The sequence below is a fragment of the Aureimonas phyllosphaerae genome (assembly GCF_900113065.1).
Lineage (GTDB): Bacteria > Pseudomonadota > Alphaproteobacteria > Rhizobiales > Rhizobiaceae > Aureimonas > Aureimonas phyllosphaerae.
Genome location: NZ_FOOA01000001.1, coordinates 20,562 through 45,876 on the forward strand (window position 1 = coordinate 20,562; position 25,315 = coordinate 45,876).

Genomic DNA, 25,315 nt, shown 5'->3' on the forward strand with positions numbered 1-25,315 from the left:
GCGTCGTCGCCTCGTTGTTCGCAGCATTCGAGGAGGCGAACCGATGGACTTTCACCTCGTGGCCCCGATCCTGATGGCCTCCAGCATCGCGGCGTCAGCGGCATCGCTGGATGCCCTGCGCTGGGAAAGCCGCGTGCTGCTGATCGTGTCCAGCGAGTCCGGCGCGGCGGAGGCCGAACGGCAGGAGGCGTTCCTGCGCGGGCGCGACCGGGACCTCTCGGAACGGCAGATGACCGTGATCGCGGTTCGCGGCGATGAGGTTCGCACGCTGGCGGGCAGGTCGCCGACGGGTTTGTCCGCAGCTGCGCTCCGCCGAGACGCCGGCCTCGGCGACGCCCCCTTCGTCGCCGTCCTGATCGGCCTTGACGGCGGCGTCAAATGGACGTCCCCCACGCCCGCATCGCTCGACGAAATCAATGCCGTCGTCGATGCCATGCCGATGCGGCGTGCCGGGCTCGATCGCTGATGGAGCGCGTCAGCGCGTCTCCTTTTCGTGCAGCTTTTGCAGTTTCTCGAACTGCTTCTCGATCTCCTTGCCGACAGGCTCGGGCTTGAGGTCGACACCCTCCGCGAGCTTGTGGGCGATGTGCTCCAGCACCGTGATGCGGGCGTAGCGCTTGTCATTGGCGGGGACGACGAGCCAGGGCGCGTTGGTGGTCGATGTGCGCTCCAGCATCTCGTTGGCCGCATTCTCGTATTCCGACCAGCGTTCCCGATTGCGAAAGTCCTCGTAGGACAGTTTCCAGCGCTTCAGCGGATCTTCCATCCGGTCCTTGAACCGCTGAAGCTGTTCATCCGGCGTGATGTAGAGAAAGACCTTGGTGATGCGGGTTCCCGCATCCGTCAGCAGCTTCTCGAACCCGTTGATCTCGTCAAAGGCCCGCCCCCATTCGGCCGGCTTGGCGAAGCCCTCGACACGCTCGACGAGAACGCGACCATACCACGAGCGGTCGAAGACGCAGATTTCCCCCTTGCCCGGCAGGCGCTGCCAGAAGCGGGCGAGGTAATGGTGGCGCAAATCCTCTGGCGAGGGTGCCGCGATCGGCCAGACCTTGAAGCCCCGTGGGTCCATGACGGCTGCCATCCGACGGATCGTCCCGCCCTTGCCCGCGGCATCCCAGCCTTCGAAGACGCAGACGGCCGCATCGCCAGTATGGAGATACGCCTGGTGAATCTCCATGAATCGGACCTGCACCGCCTTCAGGCGGTCCTCGTACTCGTCCTTCTCGATCGTCTTCGACATGTCGAGGCGCCCGAGCGGACGATGCGAGCCAGCTGCGTCGGTCGTGTGATGGGTCATTCGTCGCTCCCCTGCCGCCCGGCCTCGCGGCACCGGGCGCACGATCGTTGGCGACACATTGAACCAGCTTCCGGCGGCGAGGATCGGAGTCCCCCATCGCGCGTTTCCCACGCGATCCGGCTTTCGCCGCCAAGAGTGATGCGTAATATGCTCCAGTCCGTCGACCTCGACACCCGCATTTCGGCCGCCGAGACGATCTCGCCGCTGCATCCCGTGGGTGCGACCGCTGTCCGGCTGATCGATCGCAAGGGCCGCTCGCCTCAGTCCCCTCTCGTCTTCGTTGCCCAGACCGCGCGTCGCGCCAGCGACATCGCATCGATCCTGCGGGCGCTCGAGCCCGGCGCCAAGATCGCCTACTTCCCGCCCTGGGACTGCCTGCCCTATGACGGCCTGTCCCCGGCCCGCGCCGTGATGGGACAGCGCATGGGCGTCCTGCGCTGGCTGACCAACCGCGGGAACCTGCCGGAAATCGTCGTCACCACCGCGGAAGCCTTGTTGAGGCGCGTGCCGCCCCGCTCCATCTGGAAGACGCTGCACCAAGAGTTTCGGGCCGGCGACGTGTTCGACGTCAAGGCGATGCGTCCGTTCCTCCAAAGCCTTGGCTACCTGTTCGACGACCGCGTCGACGAACCCGGCGAAGCGGCGATCCGCGGCCGGGTCGTGGACTTCTTCCCCGCTGGCGGAGAGCTTCCCTGCCGCATCGAACACGAGGAAGGCCGGATCGTTTCCATCCGGTCCTATGATCCGGTCACCCAGCGGACTATCGACGAGATCGAGTGCCTGATCGTCGATCCCGCCAGCGAGATCATCGGGGACGAGACCGCGCCCGAGCCGGTGACCGACGCTCGGCTGGCGAAGGGTCGCCGGAAGCTCGAGACGGTCTTCGACTATCTCGGCGCGACCGAGCTTCTTCTCGAAGAAGGGTCGGATCGTCGCGCGGAGGCCTTTCTCGAGGCTGCGAAGGCGGCCTTCGAGGAAGCTCATGATGCGGCCGGTTCGAGGTCACGCTCCACGTTACCAACGTCGGAGAAGATTCTTCTCACGCCGGCCGAATGGCGCGAGCAGGTGTCCGGCAGTCTGGCGGCCGTGATCGACGACCCGGCCGAAGACGATGTCGAAGCGGTCGCGCGCCTTCCGAACTTCGCTGCGGAGAGCGCGCCCTGGGCGGCCCTGCGCGCGTTCGTCGGCAAGGGCAAGTCGCCATTGCGCGTCGTGATCGCCGCCGGTTCGCGGCCCCTTCTCAACGACTGGCATCGACGCGCCCGGCGGAACCTCGGCGGCGAATGGGAGCGTGCGACCGGATGGTCGACCGTCGAAGCCTCTCCGCCGGGCAGCAACTGGTCGATGCTGCTTCCGCTCAACGAAGGCTTCGTGCTGCGCGACCGCGGCGTGGTCGTCGTCACCCCTCAGGATCTCGGTGGACGCAACGCCGCGAACGCGCATAGCCAGGGTCACGCCGCGCTGCTTGGCCATCTCGACGATTACGAGATCGGCGACGCCGTGGTGCATATCGACCATGGTGTCGGCATCCTGCGCGGACTGGAGACGATCGAGCGCGACGGCCGCACCATGGACGCATTGCGGCTTTCCTATGCCGACGACGCCTCGCTCCTGGTTCCGATGGAGGAAATCGGTGCGCTCTGGCGCTACGGCGCCGATCCCGGAGACCTGAAGCTCGACCGCCTGAAGGGCGAGGGCTGGATCAACCGGCGCAACGACCTACTGCAGCGCGTGCAGGACACCGCGCGGGGAATGGTCGATTTGATGAGCGCCCGCCGCAGGTCCAAGGCGCGTGCCCTAAAACCCGAGCGGCGAGCCTTCGAGCGCTTCTGCGCCGGCTTCCCGCATGCCCTTTCGCCGGATCAGTCGTCCGCAGTGGACGCGGTTCTGGCGGATCTCGCATCCGGCCGTCCGATGGACCGGCTGGTGTGCGGCGACGTCGGGTTCGGCAAGACCGAAGTCGGCCTTCGCGCAGCTGCCGTAGCGGTCTCCGCGGGCCGGCAGGTGGCGATCGTGGCGCCGACGACGGTTCTCGCACAGCAGCATACGCGCTCGGCCGCCCGGCGTTTCCGCGCCCTCGGGATCGAGGTTGCTCATCTCTCCCGCCTGTCCGCCCCCGATGAGGTTCGGCGCGTCAAGGAGGGCCTGAAGAGCGGCGAGATCCGCATCGTCGTCGGCACCCATGCGCTCTGTGCAGCCGACGTCGCCTTCAGGGATCTCGCGCTCGTCGTGATCGACGAGGAGCAGCGCTTCGGCGCACGCCACAAGGCGCGCCTGAGGGAACTTGCGCCGGGCGGTCACGTCCTGACCATGACGGCGACGCCCATTCCGCGGACCCTGCAGGCCAGCTTCGTCGGACTGAACGAGATCAGTGTCATCGCGACACCGCCGATCCTGCGACGGCCCATCCGCACGATCCTGAAAGACTTCGACGACGATCTGGTGCGCGACGCCCTGCTGCGGGAAAAGCGGCGGCAGGGACAGAGCTTCGTCGTCTGTCCGCGCGTCGAGGACATCGCGCCGATGGCGGAGCGCCTGAAGTCGCTCGTGCCGGAACTCGAGGTCGCGGTCGTCCACGGCAAGCTGCCGGTGGAGACGATCGACGAGGTGATGCTGCGCTTCGGCGAAGGCGGCGGCGACGTTCTTCTGGCCACCAACATCATCGAAAGCGGCCTCGATGTGCCTGCCGCCAATACCATGATCGTTTGGCGCCCGGACCGCTTCGGTCTTGCCCAGCTGCATCAGCTGCGCGGCCGGGTGGGCCGCGGATCGCGTCGCGGTGCGGCCTTCCTCCTGACCGACCCGAAATCCGATCTCGGCGAGACAACCCTGTCGCGCCTGCGTACGCTGGAATCTCTCTCGGGCCTCGGCGCCGGCTTCACGATCTCGACCCGCGACCTTGACCTTCGGGGCGCGGGCGAACTTCTCGGCGAAGAACAGGCGGGACATCTCCAGCTCGTCGGCCTCAGCCTCTATCGCCACCTCATCGAACGCGCGCTTGCGGTGGCTGAGGGCAAGCCTGTCGACGACGACTGGACACCCGATATCGTGCTCGGCGCGAGCGGATCCGTTCCGGCCGACTACGTGCCGGATCCCGCGGCGCGCATCAATCTCTACAGCCGCATCGACCGGCTGCGCGAGCGGGCCTCGCTGGAGCTTCTCGTGGAAGAGATCGACGACCGCTTCGGCCCGATCCCGCCGGAAACCAAGATCCTCCTGAAGACCGCCGAACTCCGCCTCCGGTGCCGCGAGCTGGGCGTCAGCAAGCTGGCGTCTGGCCCGAAAGGGACAGCGGCGACCTTCCGGACCAAGGACGATGCCGCACGCCACACGGCGGTGAAGCTTTCGGCGGGATGGAAGTGGGGCGACATGAAGCTTGTCTCCCCGAAGGGAGGAGACACCGTTGCCGAGCGTTTCGTTGCGGCCAGGATTCTGCTGGAGACGATCGACGCCCCCGCTTCATGAAGGCAAAAAAAGGGGCGGCACAGAGGCCGCCCAGTTTGGCTGGAGTATCAGGTCCATGAAAAACCCGATGCCCTTTAATTGGTTACGGGGGTCGATGGTTGCGACGAAGCTTACGGAAATTTAAGCCTCTCGCTGCCGTTCGGATTTCACCTCGCGTCGCAACCAAGCTTCTCCCGCCACGTTACAACGGCGCCGCACGCTCGCATCCTGCGTGACCGCCGCGGCACCTTGTTTGTGGAAGTAAGGAGAACGAGATGTTCCGCGATAAGCCTTCGGCCTACGATCGGATCAGCGACGCGATCGGCGACATCGGCGAGCGGCTTTCGGACGTCGAGGCGCGGATCGTCGAGAGGCTTCACCCCCGCCCGTCCAAGGCCGAGAAGCTGCGCCGCGCCGTCGAGCGCGAGGTCAACCGTCTCTACGCTTCCGCCGAGCCGTCCTATGCCCGCTACCTCCCGAGCTTCCTGACGGGTTGGTCCCTTCCCTCCACCGAAGACGCACGCTCCGGGATCCACAGCGCCCGCCGTTCGCTATCCGACGGCGCCCATGATCTTGCCGATCATGCTTCGGGTCTCAGCCGCTACCTGCCGTCCAGATCCTCGCTGTTGCCGTCCTGGGGTCACCAGGCGAGCTTCCGTACGGGCCGCGGATACCAGCGCAGCAAGGACTATCTGCGCGAGAATCCGAACGTTTCGACCGCGCTGATCGCGGGCGGCGCGATCCTTGCCGTGGCCGGCGCGATCTACGTGACGAAGAAGATCGCGGACCACGCCGAGGAGCCCGACTTCGATACCGTTCGCAAGGACGGCGACATCGAGATCCGCGATTACGACGCACTGGTGGTCGCTGAGACGATTAAGACCGGTTACCATGAGAAGGCCCGTCGTCGCGGCTTCGAGAGCCTCTACGACTACATCGCCTCGAACAACCGTTCGGGCAAGAAGATCGCGATGACCGTGCCGGTGCTCCAGCAGCTCTCCGAGGGCGAGGGCCGCACCAAGGGCTGGGCCATCCGTTTCATCATGCCGAAGAAGTACACCAAGTCGAGCCTTCCGACGCCGAACAACAACGACGTGGCGATCCATGAGGTGCCGGCCAAGCGTGTCGTCGCGATCCGCTTCAGCGGCAACTTCACCGCCACCACGGCGTCGAAGAAGCTGATGACCCTCTACAACTACATCTCCGATGAGAACCTGAAGCAGAAGGGCGACCCGATCTACGCCTTCTACGACGCGCCCTGGACGCCGGGCTTTCTGAAGCGCAACGAGATCATGATCGAAGTCGAGCGCTGAGCTTCCTCAGCTCTGCCTGAGACATGGGCGTCCGCTTCGGCGGGCGCCCTATTCGTTTGGGCGTATCAGAGGCGGATCACGTAGGTCTTGCGGGTCGTCTCCAGCACGCGCCACGTTCCCTTGAAGCCCGGCCGGATCACCACCGCGTCGCCGGGTCGAAGGTCGCGCGCGTCCCCGCCCTCTTCGGTCAGGACCGAATGGCCCTCCAGGATCTGGCAGAACTCCCACTCGTCGTAGGACACACGCCACTCGCCCGGCGTCGACTCCCAGATTCCCGCATAGAGTCCGCCCTCCTGTTCCTCGAGATTCCAGGTCCGATGGACGGGGTCCCCCGCGACGATCTTTTCCGATGAGGGTCGCGAGATCTCGGGTTCATGGCCGTCGATTGCAACGCGGATGGCATGGCTCACCGGCAACTCCTGTGGCTGATAGCAGCTGGTCTACGCTTCGCAGCCACGTCGCGTCTATGCGGTATTCCGTTACCAAATTTACGGTATCTTATAACCACAAATCTATGACGTTGTTTTTGTTAGATATTTTGATTTTCAGACCGGCCGTTCGGCGACTCTCAGCGCTTGCATCGGTTTCAACCCGTGTGTATGGAGACCGTCAAGGAGCGCGGCCCGGTCTGCGCTTTTTCCGCCGCGGGCAGGTTTCGTTCCGCCCCGCGCCATGAACGACCCAAGGATACCCCCATGAAGACCTTCTCGCAGAAGTCCGAGACGGTGGAGAAGAAGTGGATCGTCATCGACGCCGAAGGGCTCGTTGTCGGTCGCCTCGCCTCCCTCGTTGCGCTTCGCCTCCGCGGCAAGCACAAGCCCTCCTTCACCCCGCATGTCGATGATGGCGACAACGTCATCATCGTGAACGCCGACAAGGTCGTGTTCACGGGCAAGAAGTACCAGGACAAGACCTACTACTGGCACACCGGCTATGCCGGCGGCATCAAGGAGCGCAAGGCGCGCGAGATCCTCGAGGGTCGCTTCCCCGAGCGCGTGCTCGAGAAGGCCGTCGAGCGCATGCTGCCGCGCGGTCCGCTCGGCCGTCGCCAGCTCAAGAACCTGCGCGTCTATGCCGGTGCCGAGCACCCGCACACCGCCCAGTCGCCCGAGGCGTTCGACGTCAAGGCGCTGAACTCCAAGAACGCGAGGGCTGCATAATGGCCGACCTGAATTCGCTGCAGGATCTGGGCTCCGCGAACGTCGCCGAGACCTCGTCCGCCCCGGTGCGCGTCCAGAAGCTCGACGCTCACGGCCGCGCCTACGCGACCGGTAAGCGCAAGGACGCGGTCGCCCGCGTCTGGGTCAAGCCGGGCTCCGGCAAGATCACGGTCAACGACAAGAACTACGTCGACTACTTCGCCCGTCCGGTTCTCCAGATGGTGCTGCAGCAGCCGATCGTCGCCGCTTCGCGCGACGGCCAGTTCGATATCGTCGTGACGGTCGCCGGTGGCGGTCTGTCCGGTCAGGCCGGTGCGGTTCGCCACGGCATCTCGCGCGCCCTCACCTACTATGAGCCGGGCCTGCGCTCGGTCCTCAAGAAGGGCGGCTTCCTGACCCGCGACTCGCGCACCGTCGAGCGCAAGAAGTACGGCCGCGCCAAGGCCCGTCGTTCGTTCCAGTTCTCGAAGCGCTAATCGCTTCCACTGCTGGATCGCCGATCGAAGGGCCCTGGGAAACCGGGGCCCTTTTTCGTTCTTCAAGCCGTCGCGCTTCTCCCCTATCTGTGGCGCCGACGACGGAGACTGTTTCATGGCCGGACAAACGATCGACCACGCCTTCACCGCGACGCAAGCCATCGGCGCGGCGAGCGATCCGACCTATGCCGGTGCCTTGTCCTTCATGCGCCGGCGGCTCACGAAGGATGTCGCGGGCTCGGACGTAACGGTATGGGGCATCCCGTTCGACGCCTCGGTCTCCAACCGTCCCGGCACGCGCTTTGGCCCGCAGGCGCTTCGACGCGCCTCCGCGATCTTCGACAACGATCCGCAATATCCGTTTCACGCCGACCTCTTCGAGGCGCTCGGTGTCGTCGACTACGGCGATTGCCTATTGGATTACCGACTGCCCGAGCGCGCCCATCTCGCCATGCGGACGGAGGCTGAGGCGCTTCTGGCAAAGACCGGCTTCCTCCTGACGCTGGGCGGCGACCATTCGATCACGTTCCCCCTGCTGCAGGCGCATGCCGCCAAGCATGGACCGCTCAGCCTCGTCCACTTCGACGCGCACCAGGACACGTGGCCGCTCGCGACCGACACGCACGGTCGCCCCCGCGTCGACCACGGTTCCTTCGTCTCGGCCGCCCTACGCGAGAGCCTGATCGACCCCGAAAGCTCGATCCAGATCGGCATCCGCACCCACGCGCCGGAAACCGGGGGCATCGAGATCCTGCACGGCTACGAGGTCGAGGACCTTTCCTCGTCCGCCATCGCCGAGCGTATCGCCGCGCGTGTCGGCGGCCGCCGCTGCTACCTCACCTTCGACATCGACTGCCTCGACGTCGCCTTTGCGCCGGGCACCGGCACGCCGGTCGCGGGTGGCCCGAGCAGCGCCAAGATGCTGGCCGTCCTGCGTCAGCTCGGAAAGCTCGACATCGTCGGCGCCGATCTCGTTGAGGTCTCGCCGCCCTACGACCACGCCGACATGACAGCCGTGGCCGGCGCGACGATCGCGATGTACGTCCTCGGCCTTCTCGCCGAAAAGAAGACGCGCTGATCCCGGCGCCCGCAGTTTCACCTCTCAGGACGGAGCGCAGCATGAAGCCCCGCATTTTCATCGACGGCGAGCACGGCACGACGGGCCTTCAGATCCGCTCGCGCATGGAGGGGCGCAACGACGTCGAACTCCTGTCGATTCCGGAAGCGGAGCGGCGCAACGAGGCGATGCGCGAAGATCTCCTGAACTCGGCCGATATCGCGATCCTCTGCCTTCCCGACGACGCGGCGCGGCAGGCCGTCGCGCTCCTTAGCGGCAACAATCGGGCCCGCGTCATCGACACGTCGACCGCGCACCGCACGGCCGAGGGTTGGGCCTATGGCTTCGCCGAGCTTTCGCGCGGCCAGCCGGAGGCGATCCGCACGGCGCGTCTGGTCGCCAATCCCGGCTGCTATCCGACCGGCGCGATCGCGCTCGTGCGTCCCTTGCGCGATGCGGGCCTCCTGCCCGACGGCGAGACCATCACCGTGAACGCGGTGTCGGGCTACACGGGCGGCGGCAAGCAGATGATCGCGCAGATGGAGGATCCCTCGCGCGAGGATGCGATCACCGCGCCGCACTTCCTCTACGGGCTCGACCTCAACCACAAGCATCTGCCGGAAATGCGGGTCTACGGACGGCTTCCGCGCGATCCGCTGTTCTCACCCTCCGTCGGCAAGTTTCCGCAGGGGATGATCGTTCAGGTGCCGCTGCTGCTCAACGGCACGGTCACGGCCGAGCGGCTGCACGAGGCTTTGGCGGCGCACTATGCCGGCAGCGAGGTCGTGACCGTATCCTCGCTGGCGGAAAGCGCTGCGTTGAAGCGCATCGACGCGACGGAACTCGCGGGCACCGATCGCATGGTGCTTCATGTGTTCGGCTCGAAGGACGGCGAGCGCGCCAACCTCGTCGCGGTTCTAGACAACCTTGGCAAGGGCGCTTCGGGCGCCGCGGTCCAGAACATGGACCTGATGCTGTCGGCCTGACGACGATCAGGCCGCAGCCGGCACCGGATAGCGGCCGAAGAGACCGCGGGCGTGGAAGACCGCGCCCGCGAGCACCACGAGGGCACCGGCCTGATGCATCAAGGCCGCATCGATCGGCACGTGCATCAGAAGCGTGGTGATGCCGATCATCGCCTGGGCCAGAACCGCCACCGCCAGCCATGTCGCGCCCCGCGCGTGGTGCGACCCCGGCGCCATCCGGCGCGCCGCGATCGCATGGAGGATCGCGACCGTCAGCAGCGCGTAGGCTCCAAGGCGATGGACGAACTGGACCGTCATCGGGTTCTCGAAGAAGTTGCGCCAAGTGGGCGTCATCGCAAGGAGATTGGACGGGATCACCTGCCCATCCATCAGCGGCCACGTGTTGTAGCTGAGGCCGGCGTTGAGCCCTGCGACGAGGCCGCCGAGATAGATCTGGAACAGCACCATCGCGACCAGGAGGAAGCCGACGAGATAGGAGTGGTCCGTCGGCGCCCGTTCCGTCGGTCGGTTGACGAGGCCGCGCGCGATCCAGAGCGTCGCCGTCAGGATGATGCAGGCCATGGTCAGGTGGACGGCCAGCCGGTACTGGCTGACGTCGGTGCGCTCGACAAGGCCAGAGGCCACCATCCACCAGCCGATGCCGCCCTGGAGGCCGCCGAGCGCCAGAAGGCCGACGAGGCGCGGCTTCAGCCAGGGCTCGATCCGCCCGGTAACCCAGAAGAACAGGAGCGGCAGTGCGAAGGCGATGCCGACGGACCGCGCCAGAAACCGGTGAGACCATTCCCACCAGTAGATCACCTTGAACTCCGACAGCGCCATGCCGCGGTTGATCTGCTGGTACTGCGGGATCTGACGGTAGAGGTCGAACTCCTCCTGCCATTCCGTGTCCGACAGCGGCGGCACCACACCGTGGATCGGCTTCCATTCGGTGATGGAAAGCCCCGATTCCGTCAGCCGCGTCGCCCCGCCGACCACGACCAGCGCCATGACCATGGCGGCGATGACATAGAGCCAGATGCGGATCAGGCGCCGATTGTCGGCGATGCGGGGCGGAACGAAGGTTGCGTCGGTCAGGGTCGTCATGGAACTCGCTGACGGCCTCCGGCGCCACGGCGCGGAACCGTCCCTTCTGGAATGACGGCTCGGCGACGCGCACCGATCCGAGCGTCGGCGCCGAGCTTCTTGCGACGTGATGTGTTACGAAGCGAGCGCAATGGCAAGGATCATATTGTCCTACCCGCTTGCCGCTGCCGCCGGAACTTGCGAGGACACCGGCGAACCATCCCGAGCGAGACCCGCATGCCCGTCCGTCTGAAGAAGCTCATCGGCGTCGTTATTCTACTGGCGCTCGTCGTGATCTACGCCGTCGTCGCCACCGCGTTTGCCTCGCTGCGCCTCGCCGATGCACCGGGCTGGGTGCATCTCCTGTACTTCCTGATCACCGGCCTGTTCTGGATCGTCCCCGCGATGTTCGTCATCAGTTGGATGCAGCGGGAGCCGAAGGCTTAAGCTCATCGTCGCTCAGAGGGCGAACTGCCGCCCGTTGGCAAGGATCATGTCGGACAATCCGGCTTCGCGCAGGCGCCTGATCCCGGCCGTGACGATCGCTTCGTCCTCACCGTCGACCGTGACCACCAAGGCCGCATCCGGCGTCAGCAGGGACTTCACAGTCTCCGGCGCGACGCCGCCGCAGACGACGAGCAGCACCTCGAAGTTTCGCTCGATGAAGTCGAGAACGTTGCGTCGTTCCATCGCGAGGAATGCCGCCTCCCCGATCACCGCCTGACCGCGACCGAAGACCTCGGCCTGCGTGGGGACGTCCCGGCGGGCAATCTCGGCGAACGTCGCCTCCCCGGCGATCATGTCGGAAACGCCGAGCGAGCCGTCCTCTACACCCATCGCCCGGGCCGCGAGCTGTCGTTCGCTGAGGTCGAGAAGCGCTGCCTGCGATCCGCGGAGCGAGAGCCGGCGCACGATCTCGACGGCAACCGGCCGCTCGTCTTCCGCGACCGGAACGATCACCACGCGGCTGACTTCGCTGGCGAGAATCCCGGCGATCAATTCGTCGGCCGGCGTGATGTCGATCCCCAGCGCTTGCGGGTGCGGGATCGCAGCGCTCCCGGCGGAGGCCGTAGCACCCCGCCGTGTGCGGGCCGGCGCGTTCTGCGGGAAAGCCGCCGGAGCGAAGACGCCGCGAGGGGACGCGAAGATGGCAAGAAGCGAGGCGGCGATGAAGCCGAATGCTGCCGACCCGGCGACGATGGGCCAGATGTTCGGTCGAAGCTCCCGGACTGTCACGTCCATCGAAACAGCCGGCTTTTGCTGAGGTACCGCAGGCTGGTTCACCACGGGCGGGACGACAGGCTCCGGTGTCGGCGCGACGGGAGTGGCGGCGACCGCGGCGGCGCGCGCCGACAATAAGGCGTCGAGCGTCTGCCGGGCGGCCGCGACCTCGGCTTCGACCTCGGCACGCGCGGCAGTCGCCTGTTGGTCTGCCTTCGAGGCAGCCGCGTCTTGCGCAATCGCCTGCTCGGTGTTCACCAGATTTCGGCGAAGCCCGCCGATTCTCCGCTGGATCGCCGTCGCCAGTCGATCACGCGCCTCGTCGAGTTCGGAATTCAGATCGTCGAGGCGAAGGCGCAACGTCGCCATGCGCGGATGCCCGTCGAGAAGCGTGCGCGAGAGCTCCGTGATCTGGGTGGCGACCGTGTCGCGCTGCACGCGCGCGTTGCGCCAGGTCCGCCACTCCTCGCTTTCACGAAGGCTGGCAGGCGCGTCGCTCGGGGCCGCCGAGGGCAACGAGCGTGCGAAGCGCACCAGTCCTTCGAGGTCCCGGCGAAGACTCAGCGCGTTGCGGTTGGCCGCATCCTGCGACGAACGGCTCGACGTCTTCGCCTGATCGGACGGCCGCGGAGGCGGCAGCGCAGCCTGGCGGTCTTCGGCACTGGCCAGGGTCGCGCGCGCCGACGCGATGGACGCGTCCAAGGCTTCGATCGCACCATTCCGCTGCGACGTCTCCGGCGGCGGGGCCGGCAGCGGAACCGGCTTTCCCGCAGGCGTCGAGACATCGGCAACGACCGGGTCGAGGTCGGCGATCAACTGCTCCGCCAGCGCCTCGGCGTGCGCTCGCGCGATCTCCGCCTGCCGGTCCCGCGCCCAGACCTCGACCGACCCGTCCGGCCGACGTTCAGCACCCGTTTCAGCACGGTCGCCCTCGGTCTGATTCAGCAGTTCAAGCCACGCCGACAGGACCGCCGATCGAGACGGCTCCGGTCGACGCGGCGCTTCGGAGACAACGCGCTGCAACGTGGCATCATCCCAGCGCGCCGACACTTCCGGGGGGGCGGACAGGCGCACCGTGGCCTGCTGGACCGGCGGCACGAGCGATCCAGCCGCGAACGCCGCAAAGCCCAGCGCAGCGGTCGAAGCCAGGATACGGTTGCGGTTCGACCAAAGGGCGTGGGCGATGCCTCGCTCCTCATCGATCCGCTCGTCCGCACTGGCCATTCGGCTTCCCCTTCGGTCCAGAACGACTCCTCTTGGTCGGCCTTCCGCTACGTCCACAGGATAAGGTCACCGCTTCTCCAAGCAATGCAGCATCGTTTTTACGGTTAATTAACCACGTTGCTCATAGGTTTGAGCCTGAAACGAGGCGTCGGCCTCCCCGCCCGCCACGCTCCCGGAGACCACCATGCGAGTCGCACGCGCAGCCCTCGTGGCGCTATCGGCCAGCCTTCTGGGCGGCTGCGTGACGACCCCTCCACCGCCGGAAGCCTTTCATGCCGCGTTGAATCAGGAATATCGCCTGGACGCGGGCGATCGCCTGCGCGTCACCGTTTTCGAGCAGGACAGCCTCAGCGCGATCTATGCCGTCGACAAGGCCGGCTACCTGTCGCTTCCGCTGATCGGCTCCGTGCCGGCGCGCGGAAAGACACCCGACGAGGTGCGCAGCGCCATCACGGCGGCCCTGCGCAACGGCTTCCTGCGCGATCCCGACGTCTCGGTGCAGGTCGAGCAGTATCGTCCGTTCTTCGTCATGGGCGAGGTCGCGACGGGTGGGCAGTATTCCTACGTTCCAGGCATGACGGTTCAGAACGCGGTGGCGATCGCCGGCGGCTTCTCGCCGCGGGCCGAAAAGCGCACCGTCGACATCACGCGTCAGGTCAACGGCCAGGTGATCACGGGTCGCGTCGTCCTGTCCGACCCCGTGCTGCCAGGCGATACGGTGACGATCCGAGAGCGTCTGTTCTAGTCAGCCGGCCAAGAATTCGCCAACTCCTTCGAATGATGTCTATTGTTGTGAGCCTTCATTAGCCTATCGATGAGAGTGTGCCAGTCGAGCACGATCCAGGATCGCGCCATACGACGGGGACTCTCGATCATGGCTTTGAAGCGGAGCGAACAGGCTCTTTTCGCGCGTGAAGCGATTCGAACGTTTCAACCCGATCACCCGCCGCGCCTCGTCGAGGTAAGCGTTCTTAATCCGCATGCTCGACGCATCGCCGAGCAGTTCAACAAGAACGTCCTGTCGCCGCGACTCCTCTCCGGCCTGTTCGGCCTTGGCGAGTTCGCGGTGCTGCTGATCATCGCGATCACAATATTTTCCGCCTACGGCCGTCTTGCAGACGCCCCCCTCGCACTGCCTCTCTCCGGGCTGGCGATCGCGACGCTCGCGCTTCTCCACGGCTACGAACCCTCGCAGCTTCGATCGCAGCGACGCCAGCCGGTGCGCGTCGCGCTCGCGATGGTGGCCGGGATCGCCGCGACGGTTCCCTGCGCAGCCTGGACCGGCAGCCTCGACGCGCCGCTCGGCGCCTGCCTCCTGACCTACGCCGCAGTTTCGATCGGCGCGCTGACGCTCGGACGGCGCATTCTGGCCCGCCGCATCCGGCACTGGAGCCGCACGGGTCGGCTGGAGCGCCGCGTGGTACTCGTCGGCGGCGGCGGCGCGGCCGAGCAGTTCATCCGGCAGCTCGACGCCGTCCCTGACAGCGATATCCGCATCTGCGGCATCTTCGACGACCGCGACGGCGACCGTTCGCCACCGCTCGTCGCGGGCTATCCGAAGCTCGGCACGATCGCCGAGCTCACCGAGTTCGCGCGCATCGCCAAGATCGACATGCTGGTCGTCACCCTGCCGCTGTCGGCCGAGAAGCGCATCCTGACGATCCTCAAGTCGCTCTGGGTCCTGCCTCTCGACATCCGGATCTCGGCGCTGTCGCAGAACCTGCGCTTCCGCTCGCGCTCCTATTCCTACATGGGCGACGTGCCGATGCTGGACGTGATGGATCGTCCGATCGCCGACTGGAACCAGGTCGCCAAGCGCGGCTTCGATCTCGTCTTCGGCATTGCCGCTCTGATCGCGGTCGCGCCGATCATGGTCGTCACAGCCATCGCCATCAAGCTCGACACGCCCGGCCCCGTCTTCTTCCGGCAGAAGCGGCACGGCTTCAACAACGAGGAAATCCTCGTCTGGAAGTTCCGCTCGCTGCGGCACGACATGGCCGATCCGACCGCGCGCAAGCTGGTGACCAAGGGAGACCCGCGTGTCACCCGCGTCGGCCGCTTCATCCGCCGCTCGTCGATCGACGAACTGCCGCAGCTCTTCAACGTCCTGATCGGCAATCTGTCGCTGGTCGGCCCGCGCCCGCATGCCGTGCATGCCCAATCCAGCACGCAGGTCACCTTCACCGAGATCGTCGACGGCTACTTTGGTCGCCACAAGGTGAAGCCCGGCATTACCGGCTACGCGCAGCTGAAGGGATGGCGGGGCGAGATCGACGACGACGTGAAGCTGCAGAAGCGCTTCGAACACGATCTCTTCTACATCGAGAACTGGTCGCTGCTCCTCGACCTCTACATCTTGTTCGCCACGCCCTACAGCCTTCTCAACCCCAAGGGCGCGTACTGACGGCGGCCAAAAAAGCGCAGGCTCCTGCCAAATCACGCGTTCTTCCGCCTCCTCGTCCGTGCGATACGAAGCGATCGTCGACGAGGAGGATTTCAGCGATGAGCGTACAGGGATTTGGCGTCCACACGGCCATGTGGTCGATGGAGTGGGACCACGCGGCGGCGGAGTTCGCGATCCCGGAAGCGGTGAAGTACGGGATCGACTTCCTCGAGATCACCATTCCCGACCCGCGCGTCATCGATGCCGCGCACACGCGCGCGCTTCTCGAGCGGCACGAGGTCGACTGCGTCTGCTCGCTGGGCATGCCGCTCGACCGCCTGCCGACCAACAATCCCGAGGGCGCCTGGGAGTACCTGAAGATCGCGCTCGACCAGTCGAAGGCGATCGGCGCCAAGGCGCTGAGCGGCGTCGTCTATGGCGGCATCGGACAGCGCACGGGCTTCCCGCCGACGCAGGACGAAATCGACGCGACCGCACGCATCGTCGAGAAGGCGGCGAACTACGCCAACGATCTCGGCATGCTCTACGGCCTCGAGGCCGTGAACCGCTACGAGAACCACATCCTCAACACCGCGCGGCAGGCGGTGGACATGGTGGAGCGGGTGGGCGCGCCCAACCTCTTCGTCCACCTCGACACGTATCACATGAACATCGAGGAGAAGGGCATCGCGAACGGCATCCTGACCGCGCGCGAGCACCTGAAATACATCCACCTGTCGGCCAGCGACCGCGGCACGCCGGGTGCCGACACCGTAGCCTGGGACGAGGTCTTCGGCGCCCTCGCGGCCATCGGCTTCAAGGGCGGCATGGCGATGGAAAGCTTCATCACCGTTCCGCCGGCGCTCGCCGCCGCGCTGTCGGTGTGGCGGCCCGTGGCGCCCGCGCGCGAGATCGTGCTGGGCGAAGGCCTTCCGTTTCTGCGCAACAAGGCGCACCAGTACGGCCTGATCTCGTAAGGACGAAGCAAGGCGGAGGCCCGAAGCCTCCGCCCTGCAGGATCAGATCGCCGCGACGACAATGATCTCGACGCGGTATTCCGGTGCGGCCAGAGCCGACTCGCCCGTCGCGCGCGCCGGGGGATTGGCAGGATCGACCCACGCGTCCCACACGGCGTTCATGGCGGCGAAGTCCTTCATGTCGGCGAGCCAGATGGTCGCCTGCAGGATCTTCGACTTGTCCGAACCAGCCTCGGCCAGCAGGCGGTCGATCTCGGCGAGCACGGTCTCGGTCTGCTTGGAGACGTCCTCGCCGGGATTGCCGACCTGACCGGCGAGGTAGACCGTGTTGCCGTGGACCACGGCGGCGCTCATGCGACGGCCGGGCTCGATGCGACGAATGCTCATGAAACTCTCCGAATCGTTCGGTTCTGCGAGAGCTTCATACGGCGTGCCGGTCGGCTTGGACAGCGGCCGGGGTCAGCGACCCGCGTGGATCCGCGCCGTCGCCTGACGGTCGCGGGGCGACCATCCGGCGGGCTGGGCGTCGCGCTTGTAGAGCTGGTTCAGATCGTCGACGAGCCCCTGCTCGATCGCCTCGTTACGCGTGATCAGACCGGCCTCGTAGGCCTCGATGATATCGGTCGTGCTCATGTGTCCCACCCTTCCTTTGTCCAGTTCGCGGAATCCGCGGATCAGGGTTCGGTTCCGAGTCTGTTAAGATTTTGAGGCGGCAAAGCGGCGCACCCTGTCGTCGCATGGGAACTTCCTTGCGCCTCGCCCCTTGAGAACGCCCGCTTCGGCGACAGAATCCGAAGGGCGCGCAGCCGATCCCCGGCGCGAAGCGCGAGGGGAATGTAACGGTCATGCGTCTGAAGTCTTTTGCGCTCGCCCTGACGGCGGCAGTGTTGCTGTCGCAGACGGCACTTGCCGCGCCGGTCGTCGTGTCCTCGAAGATCGACACCGAAGGCGGCGTCCTCGGCAACATGATCCTTCTGGTGCTCCAGAACGCCGGCATTGAGACGACGGACCGTATCCAGCTCGGCGGAACGCCGGTCGTGCGCAACGCGATCACAGCCGGCGAGATCGACATCTATCCGGAATACACCGGGAACGCGGCCTTCTTCTTCAACAAGGCCGACGACGCGCTCTGGAAGGACGCGGCGAAGGCTTACGAAGAAGCCAAGAAGCTCGACTACGACGCCAACAAGATCGTCTGGCTGACGCCCTCGCCCGCGAACAACACCTGGGGCATGGCGGCGCGAAAGGACGTGGCGGACGAGAACAAGCTCGTCACTCTGTCGGACTTCGGCAAATGGATTGCGGGCGGCGGTGCGGCCAAGCTCGCGGCCTCGGCCGAGTTCGTCAATTCGGCGTCGGCGCTGCCCTCGTTTCAGACCGCCTACGGCTTCCAGCTAAAGCCGGACCAGCTGCTGACGCTGTCCGGCGGCGACACGGCGGCCACAATCGCCGCGGCGGCGCAAGGGACCAACGGCGTCAACGTCGCGATGGTCTACGGCACCGATGGCGGCATCGCCCCGTCCGGCCTCGTCGTTCTGGAAGACGACAAGAGCGTCCAGCCGGTCTACCAGCCGGCGCCGATCGTGCGCGAGGACGTGCTGAAGGCCAATCCGCAGATCGCCGACCTCCTGAAGCCCGTGTTCGAGGGTCTCGACCTCGTGACGCTGCAGGAACTCAACGGACGCGTCCAGGTCGGCGGCGAACCGGCGAAGGCGGTGGCCGAAGCCTATCTCCGCTCGAAGAACCTGATGAAGTAACGCCGCCAAGGCGTTGCCTCGTAAAAGAAAGGGCCCGACAGCGTCGCTGCCGGGCCCTTTTCGTCACTGGCGGATCGCCGCCTTCTCGGCCTGCGCTTCGCAGACCTCGACATGCTTGAGCAGTGCCTCGGTCGAGAGCACGGCCGCAATGCTGCGGATGTTGCGTCCCTGCATCTGCGGCAGCTGCTGCACGCGCTGCAGGCGGACGAGGAGTTCGGCTCGGTTCATCGCTATCTCCTTTTTCGCGATGGCGGAGGTCGGCCGGCGGCGTGATGCCGCCGGTCGATCAGTGCGTGGCGGCTGTCGCGAGCTGCGGCAGCTCGATGTCGACTTCGAGGGTCGAGATTTGCTCGCCCCGGTCCATCTTCACCTTCACCTTGTCGCGGTTGACCGGCATATGCTTGGCGATCACAGCAAGGATCTCCTCGCGCAGCACGGCGACGAGGTCGTTCTGGCCGATCTCGGCGCGCTCGTGCGCCAGAAGGACCTGCAACCGCTCACGCGCGGCGGGCGCCGTCGTGGTCGATCGCTTCTGGAAGAAACCGAACAGGCTCATGCGGCCCTCCGGTTGAAGAACTTGCCGAAGAGACCCTTCTTGTCGGAGGGCACGTTCATCGGAATGGTCTGACCCATCAGACGCTTGGCGGCGTCCATGTAGGCGCGGGCCGGGGCGCTCGCGGCATCCGAGAGCGTGACCGGTGTGCCGAGGTTCGAGGCGCGCAGGACTTCCGGGCTCTCCGGCACGATGCCGAGAAGCGGGATCGACAGGATCTCGAGGACGTCGTCGACCTTCAGCATGTCGCCGCGCTCGGCGCGGGCCGTGTCGTAGCGGGTGAGAAGCAGATGCTTGTCGATGCGGCCGCCGCTCTCGGCGCGCAGCGTCTTGGAGTCGAGGAGGCCGATGATGCGATCGGAATCGCGCACCGACGAGACTTCCGGGTTGGTGACGACCACGGCGACGTTCGCGTGGCGCATCGCCAGCGTCGCGCCGCGCTCGATGCCGGCCGGGCTGTCGCAGATCACCCAGTCGAACATCGACCGGAGCTGATCCATCACACGATCGACGCCGTCCTGGGTCAGGTTGTCCTTGTCGCGGGTCTGCGAGGCCGGCAGCAGGCAGAGCGAATCGACGCGCTTGTCGCGGATCAGCGCCTGGTTGAGATTGGCGTCGCCCTGGACGACGTTGATCAGATCGTAGACAACGCGGCGCTCGGCGCCCATCACGAGGTCGAGGTTGCGCAGGCCGACGTCGAAATCGACGACCACCACCTTCTGGCCGTTCTGTGCCAGCGCGGCGCCGAGCGCGGCTGTCGAGGTCGTCTTTCCGACGCCTCCCTTGCCCGATGTCACCACCATCACTTCAGCCATTGGGGCCCGTCCTCTTCATGGTTGTCTATCCGGTCGTCCTGCCGTCGCCGTCATGGCGATCAGTTCGCGAGGGCGACCGTCCTCAGCACGGTATCGTCGAGCCAGACGTGAACCGCCTGACCACGCATCTTGGGGTCGATGTCCTCGGCGGTCTTGTAGAGACCGTCGATCGCGATGAGTTCCGCTTCCAGCTTGCGGCAGAAGATGCGCGCATTGGCGTTTCCGGCCGAACCCGCCAGCGCCCGGCCGCGCAGCGCGCCGTAGACGTGGATCGAGCCGCCGGCGATCACTTCGGCGCCCGAGGAGACGGAGCCGAGCACGGTCACGTCGCCTTCGGGGAAGATGATCGACTGGCCGGAACGGACCGGCTCATCGATCAAGAGCGAGGGCGTCGTCGCGACATGCGTCGCGCGCACCGGTTCGGGCGTCTTCGGCGCGTCGGCGCCCGCAGGGGTCGGCTTCGCTTCCTTGGCCGCCGCGCCGCCTTCCGGCGTCTCCGGCGCCTCGATATCGGCGGCGTTGCGGCCGCCCTTCATCTCCGGCGGCATGCCGGGCGAAAGAATGGAGGGCAGCGCGCCCTCGATGCCCATCACCCGCACGTTGCGCTTGGTGAGCTCGGCCAGAAGGTCGGTGAGCTGCTCGCGCGTGATCGGCAGACCCGCCACGTCCAGCACGATCGGCCGGCCGAGGAAGAAGCCGGTCGAGCGGCGCGCGAGGTCGTCCAGCTGGGTCAGCCATTCGCCGAAGGGAAGCTCGGGCGACAGCACCAGGGCCAGGAAGGACCGGCCGCGAAGGCGGACCGCTTTGCGTGTGGGTAAGGCTTCGGTCATCTTCATTAACGTTTCGTTGCCAGCCGATCTAAGCGCCTCAGGCTTAACCGAGGGTTAACTCCTGCAGCACGCGCCAGCCTTGCGTCGGCGCTGAAACGAAAACGGCCGCCCCAAGGGCGGCCGTCGCGGCAGGCTACAAGGGAGGTGCGATCAGAGCGCGCCACCCTCCACCATGAAGTTGTTGGCCGTGCACATTGCGGCGTCGTCTGAGGCGAGGAACAGCACCATGCGCGCCACATAGACCGGCTCCACCGGCACCGGCAGGCACTGGCGCTCGAGCTGGGCGTTGAGGCTTTCCTCGGTGACCCAGAGCTGCTTCTGCCGCTCGGTCATGATCCAGCCCGGCACGACCGTGTTGACGCGAATCCCGTGCGGGCCGAGGTCGCGTGCGAAGGAGCGCGTCATGCCGTGAACGCCCGACTTGGCCGTCGTATAGACCGGCATGCCGCCGCTCGCCTGCATCCAGGAGTTCGAGCCGAAATTGATGATCGAGCCGCTCTTGGCCGCGATCATGTCCGGCGCGACGGTCTGCGTCGCGAAGAAGGCATGGCGCAGGTTGGCCGCGATCCGCTCATCATAGTAGTCCGGCGTCACCGTCTCCCAGCCGTGCCGGTCGTCGCGCGCGGCGTTGTTGACGAGGATGTTGGCGGCGCCGACCCGCTCCTTCAGCCGCCCGAAGGCCGCCTTCAGCGCCTCAATGTCGCGCAGGTCGCACGGCTCGAAAGCGACGTCGGATCCGAGTTCGGCCGCCAGCGCCGAACCCCGCTCCGCGTCGATGTCGACGAAACCGATCCGCGTGCCCTGCTCGGCAAAGGCGCGCACCATGTCGGCACCGATGCCGGACGCGCCGCCGGTGATGAAGGCCGTGCGCCCCTTGAGGCTCGGATAGATGGCGAAGGTCATGGTCTCTCTCCCGGCGAAACGCTCGTGTCGCCGCGGCTTTGCGCCGGGCGCAGGATCGGGGTCAAGCCGCTCGATGGAAATACGCAGACAAGTTTGCGTTCAGGCGAACACGCCGCGATCGCGGTTGAGGCGCCAGACCGAGAAGTTCAAACCGAAGGCGACGCAGACCCAGGCGAGATACGGCAGGAGAAGCCCTGCGGCCGTTCGGCTGTAGGGCGCGAAGGCGAACGCGGTGGCCGCGACCGCCAAAACAAGAAGCCCGATATCGGCGAGGGCCCAGAGCGGCTTGCGCAATCCGAAGAAGAGCCACGACCACAGGAAGTTCAGGACCATCTGGATGCCGAACAGCGTGAAGGCGCCCGCCGGCCATCCGGCAGCCCGCCAGACCAGCCAGCCGGAGACGGCGATGAGCAGATAGAGGATCGACCAGACAATCGGGAACGCGAGGTTCGGCGGCGTCCAACCGGGTTTGCGCAGGCCGACGTACCATGGACCCGGCTTGAACAGGATGCCGCTCGTGGCGACCAGTCCGGACAGCGCCACGAAACCGAGGAGAACGAGACCGTCTTCGAGCGTCATGCGGATCATGCCCTTTGCCGTTCGGCGGAAGGTAGCGCCGTTCCCCAGGTCTTTCCATTCGCCGCAACCGCGGCTAACCGGTCAGCGACGTCGACCACCGCACCGGACGCCCCTTGGCCAAGCTCGCATTCATTGTCACCGAGGACTGGTTCTTCGCATCGCACTTCCTGCCGATGGCCCGGGCGGCGGTCGCGATGGGGCTCGATGTCGTGGTGATCGCACGAGTCCGTGCCCATGCCGCCGCGATCGAGGCGACGGGCGCGCGGGTGCGATCGCTCGAGGCCGAGCGACGCAGCCTCAACCCGCTGGCGGCAGGCGCGACGGTGCTGCGTCTCGCCCGCATCCTGCGCGAGGAGAAGCCGGACATCGCGCACTGCATTTCGCTGAAGCCCATTCTCGTCGGCGGTGCCGCCTGTCGTCTCGCCGGCATTCGCCGCCGCGTGTTCGCACTGACCGGTCTCGGCTTTCTCGGCGCCAAGACCGACCGCACGGGCCGTAGCGCGCGCTGGGCACTCCGCCGGATCATCCGCGGCGGCCTCGCCTCGGACCGCACCCGGTTCGTGTTCGAGAACGAGGACGACCCACGCCTCCTCGGGCTCGATCCGGCGGCCGACGACGTGACGATTCTCGGAGGCGCGGGTATCGACCCTGAAGCCTATCCCGCGACCGCGCTGCCATCGGGCGACACGCTCCGCCTCGCCGTGGTGTCGCGCATGCTGTGGTCGAAGGGCGTCGACATTGCGGTGGAGGCCGTCGAGCGCGCCCGCAGAGCGGGGGCGGATGTCACGCTCTCGCTCTACGGCGCACCGGATGCCTCGAACCCGAAGGCCATCCCGCTGGCAACGCTGCAGGAGTGGTCGAACCGTCCGGGCATCATCTGGCATGGGCCGACGACGTCGCCTGCCGCGGTCTGGCGCGAGCATCATGCCGCCTGCCTGCCGTCGCGCGGTGGCGAGGGCCTGCCGCGCACGCTTCTGGAATCCGCCGCCCGTGGGCGGGCGGCGCTGACCACCGACGTTCCCGGCTGCCGCAGCTTCGTGCGCGACGGCATCGACGGCTTCGTCGTGCCGGTCGATGACGCCGGCGCGCTGGCGACCGCCATCGGCAAGCTCGCGGCGGATCGAACCCTCGTCGAGCGGATGGGCGCTTCGGCCGCGGTGCGCGTGCGCAACGGGTTCACCGAGGCGGACGTGCGTGAGGAAATGCAGGCCCTCTACCGAGGTCTCCTCCGCTGAGGATACGCCGTTTCCATCACGCTGCGCCCACCGGACGCACCAAACGTGATGCCTCACCCCTGCAAGGCGCTTGATTTGCCCGCGCGAACGGGTAGCCCTGCAATTCACGTCTTTCCCCACCGCGACGGGCCGCTCGCCAATCTAGCGATGCGACGCCGGGAGCGCGAACCGCAGGATCCCCCATGAACCAGGCCATCTCCTTCATCGACCTCGCCACCCAGCGTGACCGTATTCGCGACCGGATCGAGGCCCGCTTCTCGCGCATCATGGACCAGGGCTCCTTCATCATGGGCCCGGACGTCATGGAGTTGGAGGCGCAGCTTTCCGACTTCGGCGGCATGGCGCACACCATTTCCTGCGCCTCCGGCACCGACGCGCTTCTGATGCCGCTGATGGCCTGGAACATCGGCCCGGGCGACGCGGTCTTCGTACCGAGCTTTACCTTCGCGGCGACCGCCGAGGTGGTCGGCCTCGCCGGCGCCGCCCCCGTCTTCGTCGAGGTGCTGCCGGACACGTTCAACTTGGACCCGGCGCACCTGCGCCGCACGATCGAAGAGACCCTAGCCAAGGGCGACCTCACGCCGCGCGCCATCATCGCCGTCGATCTCTTCGGCCAGATCGCCGACTACCCGGCCATTCGCGCCGTGGCCGACGAGTTCGGCCTCAAGCTCATCTCGGACGCCGCCCAGGGCTTCGGCTCGACGCTGGACGGACGGATGGCGGGCGCCTGGGCCGACGTCGTCGCGACGAGCTTCTACCCGGCCAAGCCGCTCGGCTGCTACGGCGACGGCGGCGCGATCCAGACGGACGATGTGGGTCTCGCCGACGTCCTGCGATCCATCCGCGTCCACGGCAGCGGCAGCGACAAGTACGACAACGTGCGCCTCGGCCTGACCGGCCGGCTCGACACGTTCCAGGCCGCGGTGCTGATCGAGAAACTCGCGCTCTTCCCGGAAGAGATCGAAGCGCGCATGCGCATCGCCGCGCGCTACTCGGAGATGCTGGACGGCATCGTCGCGCCGCAGACCATTGCCCCGAACATCGTCTCGACCTGGGCGCAGTATACGGTCCGTGTGCCGGGCGGACGCCGCGACGCCTTCATGTCGTCGTTGAAGGAAGCCGGCGTTCCCAGCGTAATCTATTACGGAAAGCCGCTCCATCGGCAGACCGCCTACAGGCATTGGCCGGTCGGCGGAAACGGCCTGCCGGTGACGGATCAGCTCTGCACCGAGGTCGTCAGCCTGCCGATGCACGCCTATCTCGATGAGGCGACGCAGGACCGCATCGTCGAGGCGGCACGCGCGGCTCTCGTCTGAGGCACTTCGCGAACGCAGTCTGGAATTGGACTAATTATCATCTTTCGTCAGTGACTTGCGCAGCTTTTCTCACGTGATACGACCGTTGCGGTTCGAGATTGCGGGAGTCGAGGATGAGTGTCGTCACACCGGTCGAAGTGCTGGCCGTTCTCGGTCCGGTCAGCGCCGTGGTGGTCCATGAAATGGTTCGCAGCCGTGTGTCGGCGGCCGAACTCCGCGAGGCGCTCCGTCGCCTGCGGCATGGCGAAATGGATGAGTTCGAGGCCTATGCGGAGCTCGATGGCCGCACGCGCCGCGTCGTCGATCTCCTGAGCAGCGTCGAAGCCGGGGAGCCTCGTGCATGAGCAGCGATCCTGCGGGCCGGTCCGTCGAAACGGCGCAAAGTCTGGCGCGGCTGTTCGAACTCGCGATGCGCGACGGCCGGACGCCGCCGCTAAAGGCGCTGGAACACATCGCGCGGGCGCTCGGCGCCCTCTACCAGGACGTCGCCTCGGCGCATCGCGGCCCCGCCGCCTGCCCATGCGGATGGGTGCCTGCGGGAGACGATCTCGTCCGACTTGCGGAAGCGCTTCGCTCGGGCTCGCACCGCACGGCAGCGGTGGGGAGAGACCTTCGCGCCATGACGCCAGCGGGCCGCGCGTGACGATCCACCGGTTCTGATCGGAAACCGCGTTCCGCGGGATGGCTTTCCGGCAGCAAGCCCTTCCTTGTCTCGCTCCGCGCC

Annotated in this window: 28 protein-coding genes; 16 read left to right on the forward strand and 12 right to left on the reverse strand. The window is 66.6% G+C overall.

Translation table 11 applies throughout. The features are described 5' to 3' along the window. Window positions 1–58 precede the first annotated feature (58 nt). Window positions 59–466, forward strand: a complete 408-nt coding sequence (locus tag BM175_RS00130; protein WP_175526711.1) for a DUF4174 domain-containing protein — start codon at window positions 59–61, stop codon at window positions 464–466. Window positions 467–475: 9 nt separating this feature from the next. Here the strand turns inward: BM175_RS00130 and BM175_RS00135 are convergent, their stop codons facing one another. Then, on the reverse strand, window positions 476–1,300 hold the full coding sequence (locus BM175_RS00135) for a polyphosphate kinase 2 family protein (RefSeq protein ID WP_090957953.1): 825 nt from the start codon (window positions 1,298–1,300) through the stop codon (window positions 476–478). A 147-nt stretch (window positions 1,301–1,447) separates the two neighbouring features. On the opposite strand from BM175_RS00135, the gene BM175_RS00140 reads away from it, so the two are divergent. Both BM175_RS00140 and BM175_RS00145 read left to right on the forward strand, forming a co-directional pair. Continuing rightward, complete coding sequence (locus BM175_RS00140; protein WP_090957955.1) at window positions 1,448–4,765, forward strand: DEAD/DEAH box helicase; 3,318 nt, start codon at window positions 1,448–1,450, stop codon at window positions 4,763–4,765. Window positions 4,766–5,019: 254 nt separating this feature from the next. Continuing rightward, window positions 5,020–6,057, forward strand: a complete 1,038-nt coding sequence (locus BM175_RS00145; protein WP_090957957.1) for an SOUL family heme-binding protein — start codon at window positions 5,020–5,022, stop codon at window positions 6,055–6,057. A gap of 65 nt (window positions 6,058–6,122) precedes the next feature. Here BM175_RS00145 and BM175_RS00150 read toward each other — a convergent pair whose 3' ends face one another. Beyond that, the gene (locus tag BM175_RS00150; protein WP_090959008.1) at window positions 6,123–6,467 is read right to left on the reverse strand and encodes a cupin domain-containing protein; all 345 of its coding nucleotides are present in this window, start codon (window positions 6,465–6,467) and stop codon (window positions 6,123–6,125) included. A gap of 285 nt (window positions 6,468–6,752) precedes the next feature. Here BM175_RS00150 and rplM point away from each other — a divergent pair, with 285 nt between their 5' ends. The 4 genes from rplM (at window position 6,753) to argC (ending at window position 9,736) form a co-directional block, all read left to right on the forward strand. Beyond that, window positions 6,753–7,217, forward strand: a complete 465-nt coding sequence (gene rplM / locus BM175_RS00155; RefSeq protein ID WP_061934558.1) for a 50S ribosomal protein L13 — start codon at window positions 6,753–6,755, stop codon at window positions 7,215–7,217. After that, on the forward strand, window positions 7,217–7,693 hold the full coding sequence (gene rpsI, locus BM175_RS00160; RefSeq protein ID WP_055887538.1) for a 30S ribosomal protein S9: 477 nt from the start codon (window positions 7,217–7,219) through the stop codon (window positions 7,691–7,693). The genes rplM and rpsI overlap by 1 nt, the downstream gene beginning before the upstream one ends. Before the next feature lie 115 nt (window positions 7,694–7,808). Further along, the gene (speB, locus tag BM175_RS00165; RefSeq protein ID WP_090957959.1) at window positions 7,809–8,771 is read left to right on the forward strand and encodes an agmatinase; all 963 of its coding nucleotides are present in this window, start codon (window positions 7,809–7,811) and stop codon (window positions 8,769–8,771) included. A gap of 41 nt (window positions 8,772–8,812) precedes the next feature. Further along, entirely contained in the window at window positions 8,813–9,736 is a 924-nt protein-coding gene (gene argC / locus BM175_RS00170) for an N-acetyl-gamma-glutamyl-phosphate reductase (RefSeq protein WP_090957961.1), read from the forward strand. Between the two features lie 6 nt (window positions 9,737–9,742). On the opposite strand, the gene BM175_RS00175 is transcribed toward argC, so the two are convergent. Beyond that, a complete protein-coding gene (locus tag BM175_RS00175; RefSeq protein WP_090957963.1) occupies window positions 9,743–10,819 on the reverse strand; it encodes a COX15/CtaA family protein in 1,077 nt (358 codons plus the stop codon). Between the two features lie 216 nt (window positions 10,820–11,035). Between BM175_RS00175 and BM175_RS00180 the strand changes: the two genes are divergently transcribed. After that, window positions 11,036–11,245 carry a DUF2842 domain-containing protein gene (locus tag BM175_RS00180; RefSeq protein ID WP_090957965.1) on the forward strand — a complete coding sequence of 70 codons (210 nt, stop codon included), beginning with the start codon at window positions 11,036–11,038 and terminating at the stop codon, window positions 11,243–11,245. A gap of 12 nt (window positions 11,246–11,257) precedes the next feature. Here the strand turns inward: BM175_RS00180 and BM175_RS22585 are convergent, their stop codons facing one another. Next, window positions 11,258–13,243, reverse strand: a complete 1,986-nt coding sequence (locus tag BM175_RS22585) for a GumC domain-containing protein (protein ID WP_090957967.1) — start codon at window positions 13,241–13,243, stop codon at window positions 11,258–11,260. Window positions 13,244–13,427: 184 nt separating this feature from the next. Between BM175_RS22585 and BM175_RS00190 the strand changes: the two genes are divergently transcribed. The 3 genes from BM175_RS00190 (at window position 13,428) to BM175_RS00200 (ending at window position 16,603) form a co-directional block, all read left to right on the forward strand. Beyond that, entirely contained in the window at window positions 13,428–13,988 is a 561-nt protein-coding gene (locus tag BM175_RS00190) for a polysaccharide biosynthesis/export family protein (protein ID WP_090957969.1), read from the forward strand. 129 nt (window positions 13,989–14,117) lie between these two features. Continuing rightward, window positions 14,118–15,647: an undecaprenyl-phosphate glucose phosphotransferase gene (locus BM175_RS00195; protein WP_090957971.1), complete on the forward strand. Its 1,530-nt coding sequence runs from the start codon at window positions 14,118–14,120 to the stop codon at window positions 15,645–15,647. 98 nt (window positions 15,648–15,745) lie between these two features. Continuing rightward, on the forward strand, window positions 15,746–16,603 hold the full coding sequence (locus BM175_RS00200; protein ID WP_090957973.1) for a sugar phosphate isomerase/epimerase family protein: 858 nt from the start codon (window positions 15,746–15,748) through the stop codon (window positions 16,601–16,603). A gap of 42 nt (window positions 16,604–16,645) precedes the next feature. Here the strand turns inward: BM175_RS00200 and BM175_RS00205 are convergent, their stop codons facing one another. Together BM175_RS00205 and BM175_RS22590 are read right to left on the reverse strand one after the other, a co-directional pair. Next, entirely contained in the window at window positions 16,646–16,990 is a 345-nt protein-coding gene (locus BM175_RS00205; RefSeq protein ID WP_090957975.1) for a RidA family protein, read from the reverse strand. Between the two features lie 72 nt (window positions 16,991–17,062). After that, window positions 17,063–17,236, reverse strand: a complete 174-nt coding sequence (locus BM175_RS22590; RefSeq protein ID WP_175526712.1) for a hypothetical protein — start codon at window positions 17,234–17,236, stop codon at window positions 17,063–17,065. Window positions 17,237–17,448: 212 nt separating this feature from the next. Here BM175_RS22590 and osmF point away from each other — a divergent pair, with 212 nt between their 5' ends. Then, entirely contained in the window at window positions 17,449–18,360 is a 912-nt protein-coding gene (gene osmF, locus BM175_RS00210; RefSeq protein ID WP_090957978.1) for a glycine betaine ABC transporter substrate-binding protein OsmF, read from the forward strand. Window positions 18,361–18,423: 63 nt separating this feature from the next. On the opposite strand, the gene BM175_RS22595 is transcribed toward osmF, so the two are convergent. The 6 genes from BM175_RS22595 to BM175_RS00235 all read right to left on the reverse strand — a co-directional run bounded on the left by BM175_RS22595 (window position 18,424) and on the right by BM175_RS00235 (window position 22,040). After that, complete coding sequence (locus BM175_RS22595; protein ID WP_175526713.1) at window positions 18,424–18,588, reverse strand: hypothetical protein; 165 nt, start codon at window positions 18,586–18,588, stop codon at window positions 18,424–18,426. 58 nt (window positions 18,589–18,646) lie between these two features. Then, complete coding sequence (gene minE, locus BM175_RS00215; protein WP_055887568.1) at window positions 18,647–18,916, reverse strand: cell division topological specificity factor MinE; 270 nt, start codon at window positions 18,914–18,916, stop codon at window positions 18,647–18,649. Next, on the reverse strand, window positions 18,913–19,728 hold the full coding sequence (minD, locus tag BM175_RS00220; protein ID WP_090957980.1) for a septum site-determining protein MinD: 816 nt from the start codon (window positions 19,726–19,728) through the stop codon (window positions 18,913–18,915). The genes minE and minD overlap by 4 nt, the downstream gene beginning before the upstream one ends. A 59-nt stretch (window positions 19,729–19,787) precedes the next feature. After that, entirely contained in the window at window positions 19,788–20,558 is a 771-nt protein-coding gene (gene minC / locus BM175_RS00225) for a septum site-determining protein MinC (RefSeq protein ID WP_090959011.1), read from the reverse strand. Between the two features lie 150 nt (window positions 20,559–20,708). Then, complete coding sequence (locus BM175_RS00230; RefSeq protein ID WP_090957982.1) at window positions 20,709–21,461, reverse strand: SDR family NAD(P)-dependent oxidoreductase; 753 nt, start codon at window positions 21,459–21,461, stop codon at window positions 20,709–20,711. A 99-nt stretch (window positions 21,462–21,560) separates the two neighbouring features. Next, window positions 21,561–22,040, reverse strand: coding sequence for a TspO/MBR family protein (locus BM175_RS00235; RefSeq protein WP_090959014.1), 480 nt, complete (start codon window positions 22,038–22,040; stop codon window positions 21,561–21,563). A 113-nt stretch (window positions 22,041–22,153) separates the two neighbouring features. Between BM175_RS00235 and BM175_RS00240 the strand changes: the two genes are divergently transcribed. The 4 genes from BM175_RS00240 to BM175_RS00255 all read left to right on the forward strand — a co-directional run bounded on the left by BM175_RS00240 (window position 22,154) and on the right by BM175_RS00255 (window position 25,234). Then, a complete protein-coding gene (locus tag BM175_RS00240; RefSeq protein ID WP_090957984.1) occupies window positions 22,154–23,275 on the forward strand; it encodes a glycosyltransferase family 4 protein in 1,122 nt (373 codons plus the stop codon). Between the two features lie 182 nt (window positions 23,276–23,457). Further along, window positions 23,458–24,591, forward strand: coding sequence for a DegT/DnrJ/EryC1/StrS family aminotransferase (locus BM175_RS00245; protein ID WP_090957986.1), 1,134 nt, complete (start codon window positions 23,458–23,460; stop codon window positions 24,589–24,591). Window positions 24,592–24,704: 113 nt separating this feature from the next. Next, entirely contained in the window at window positions 24,705–24,935 is a 231-nt protein-coding gene (locus BM175_RS00250) for a hypothetical protein (RefSeq protein ID WP_090957988.1), read from the forward strand. Further along, window positions 24,932–25,234 (forward strand): hypothetical protein, encoded by a 303-nt coding sequence (locus BM175_RS00255; protein ID WP_090957990.1) that lies wholly within the window; start codon window positions 24,932–24,934, stop codon window positions 25,232–25,234. The genes BM175_RS00250 and BM175_RS00255 overlap by 4 nt, the downstream gene beginning before the upstream one ends. The last annotated feature ends 81 nt before the right edge of the window (window positions 25,235–25,315 follow it).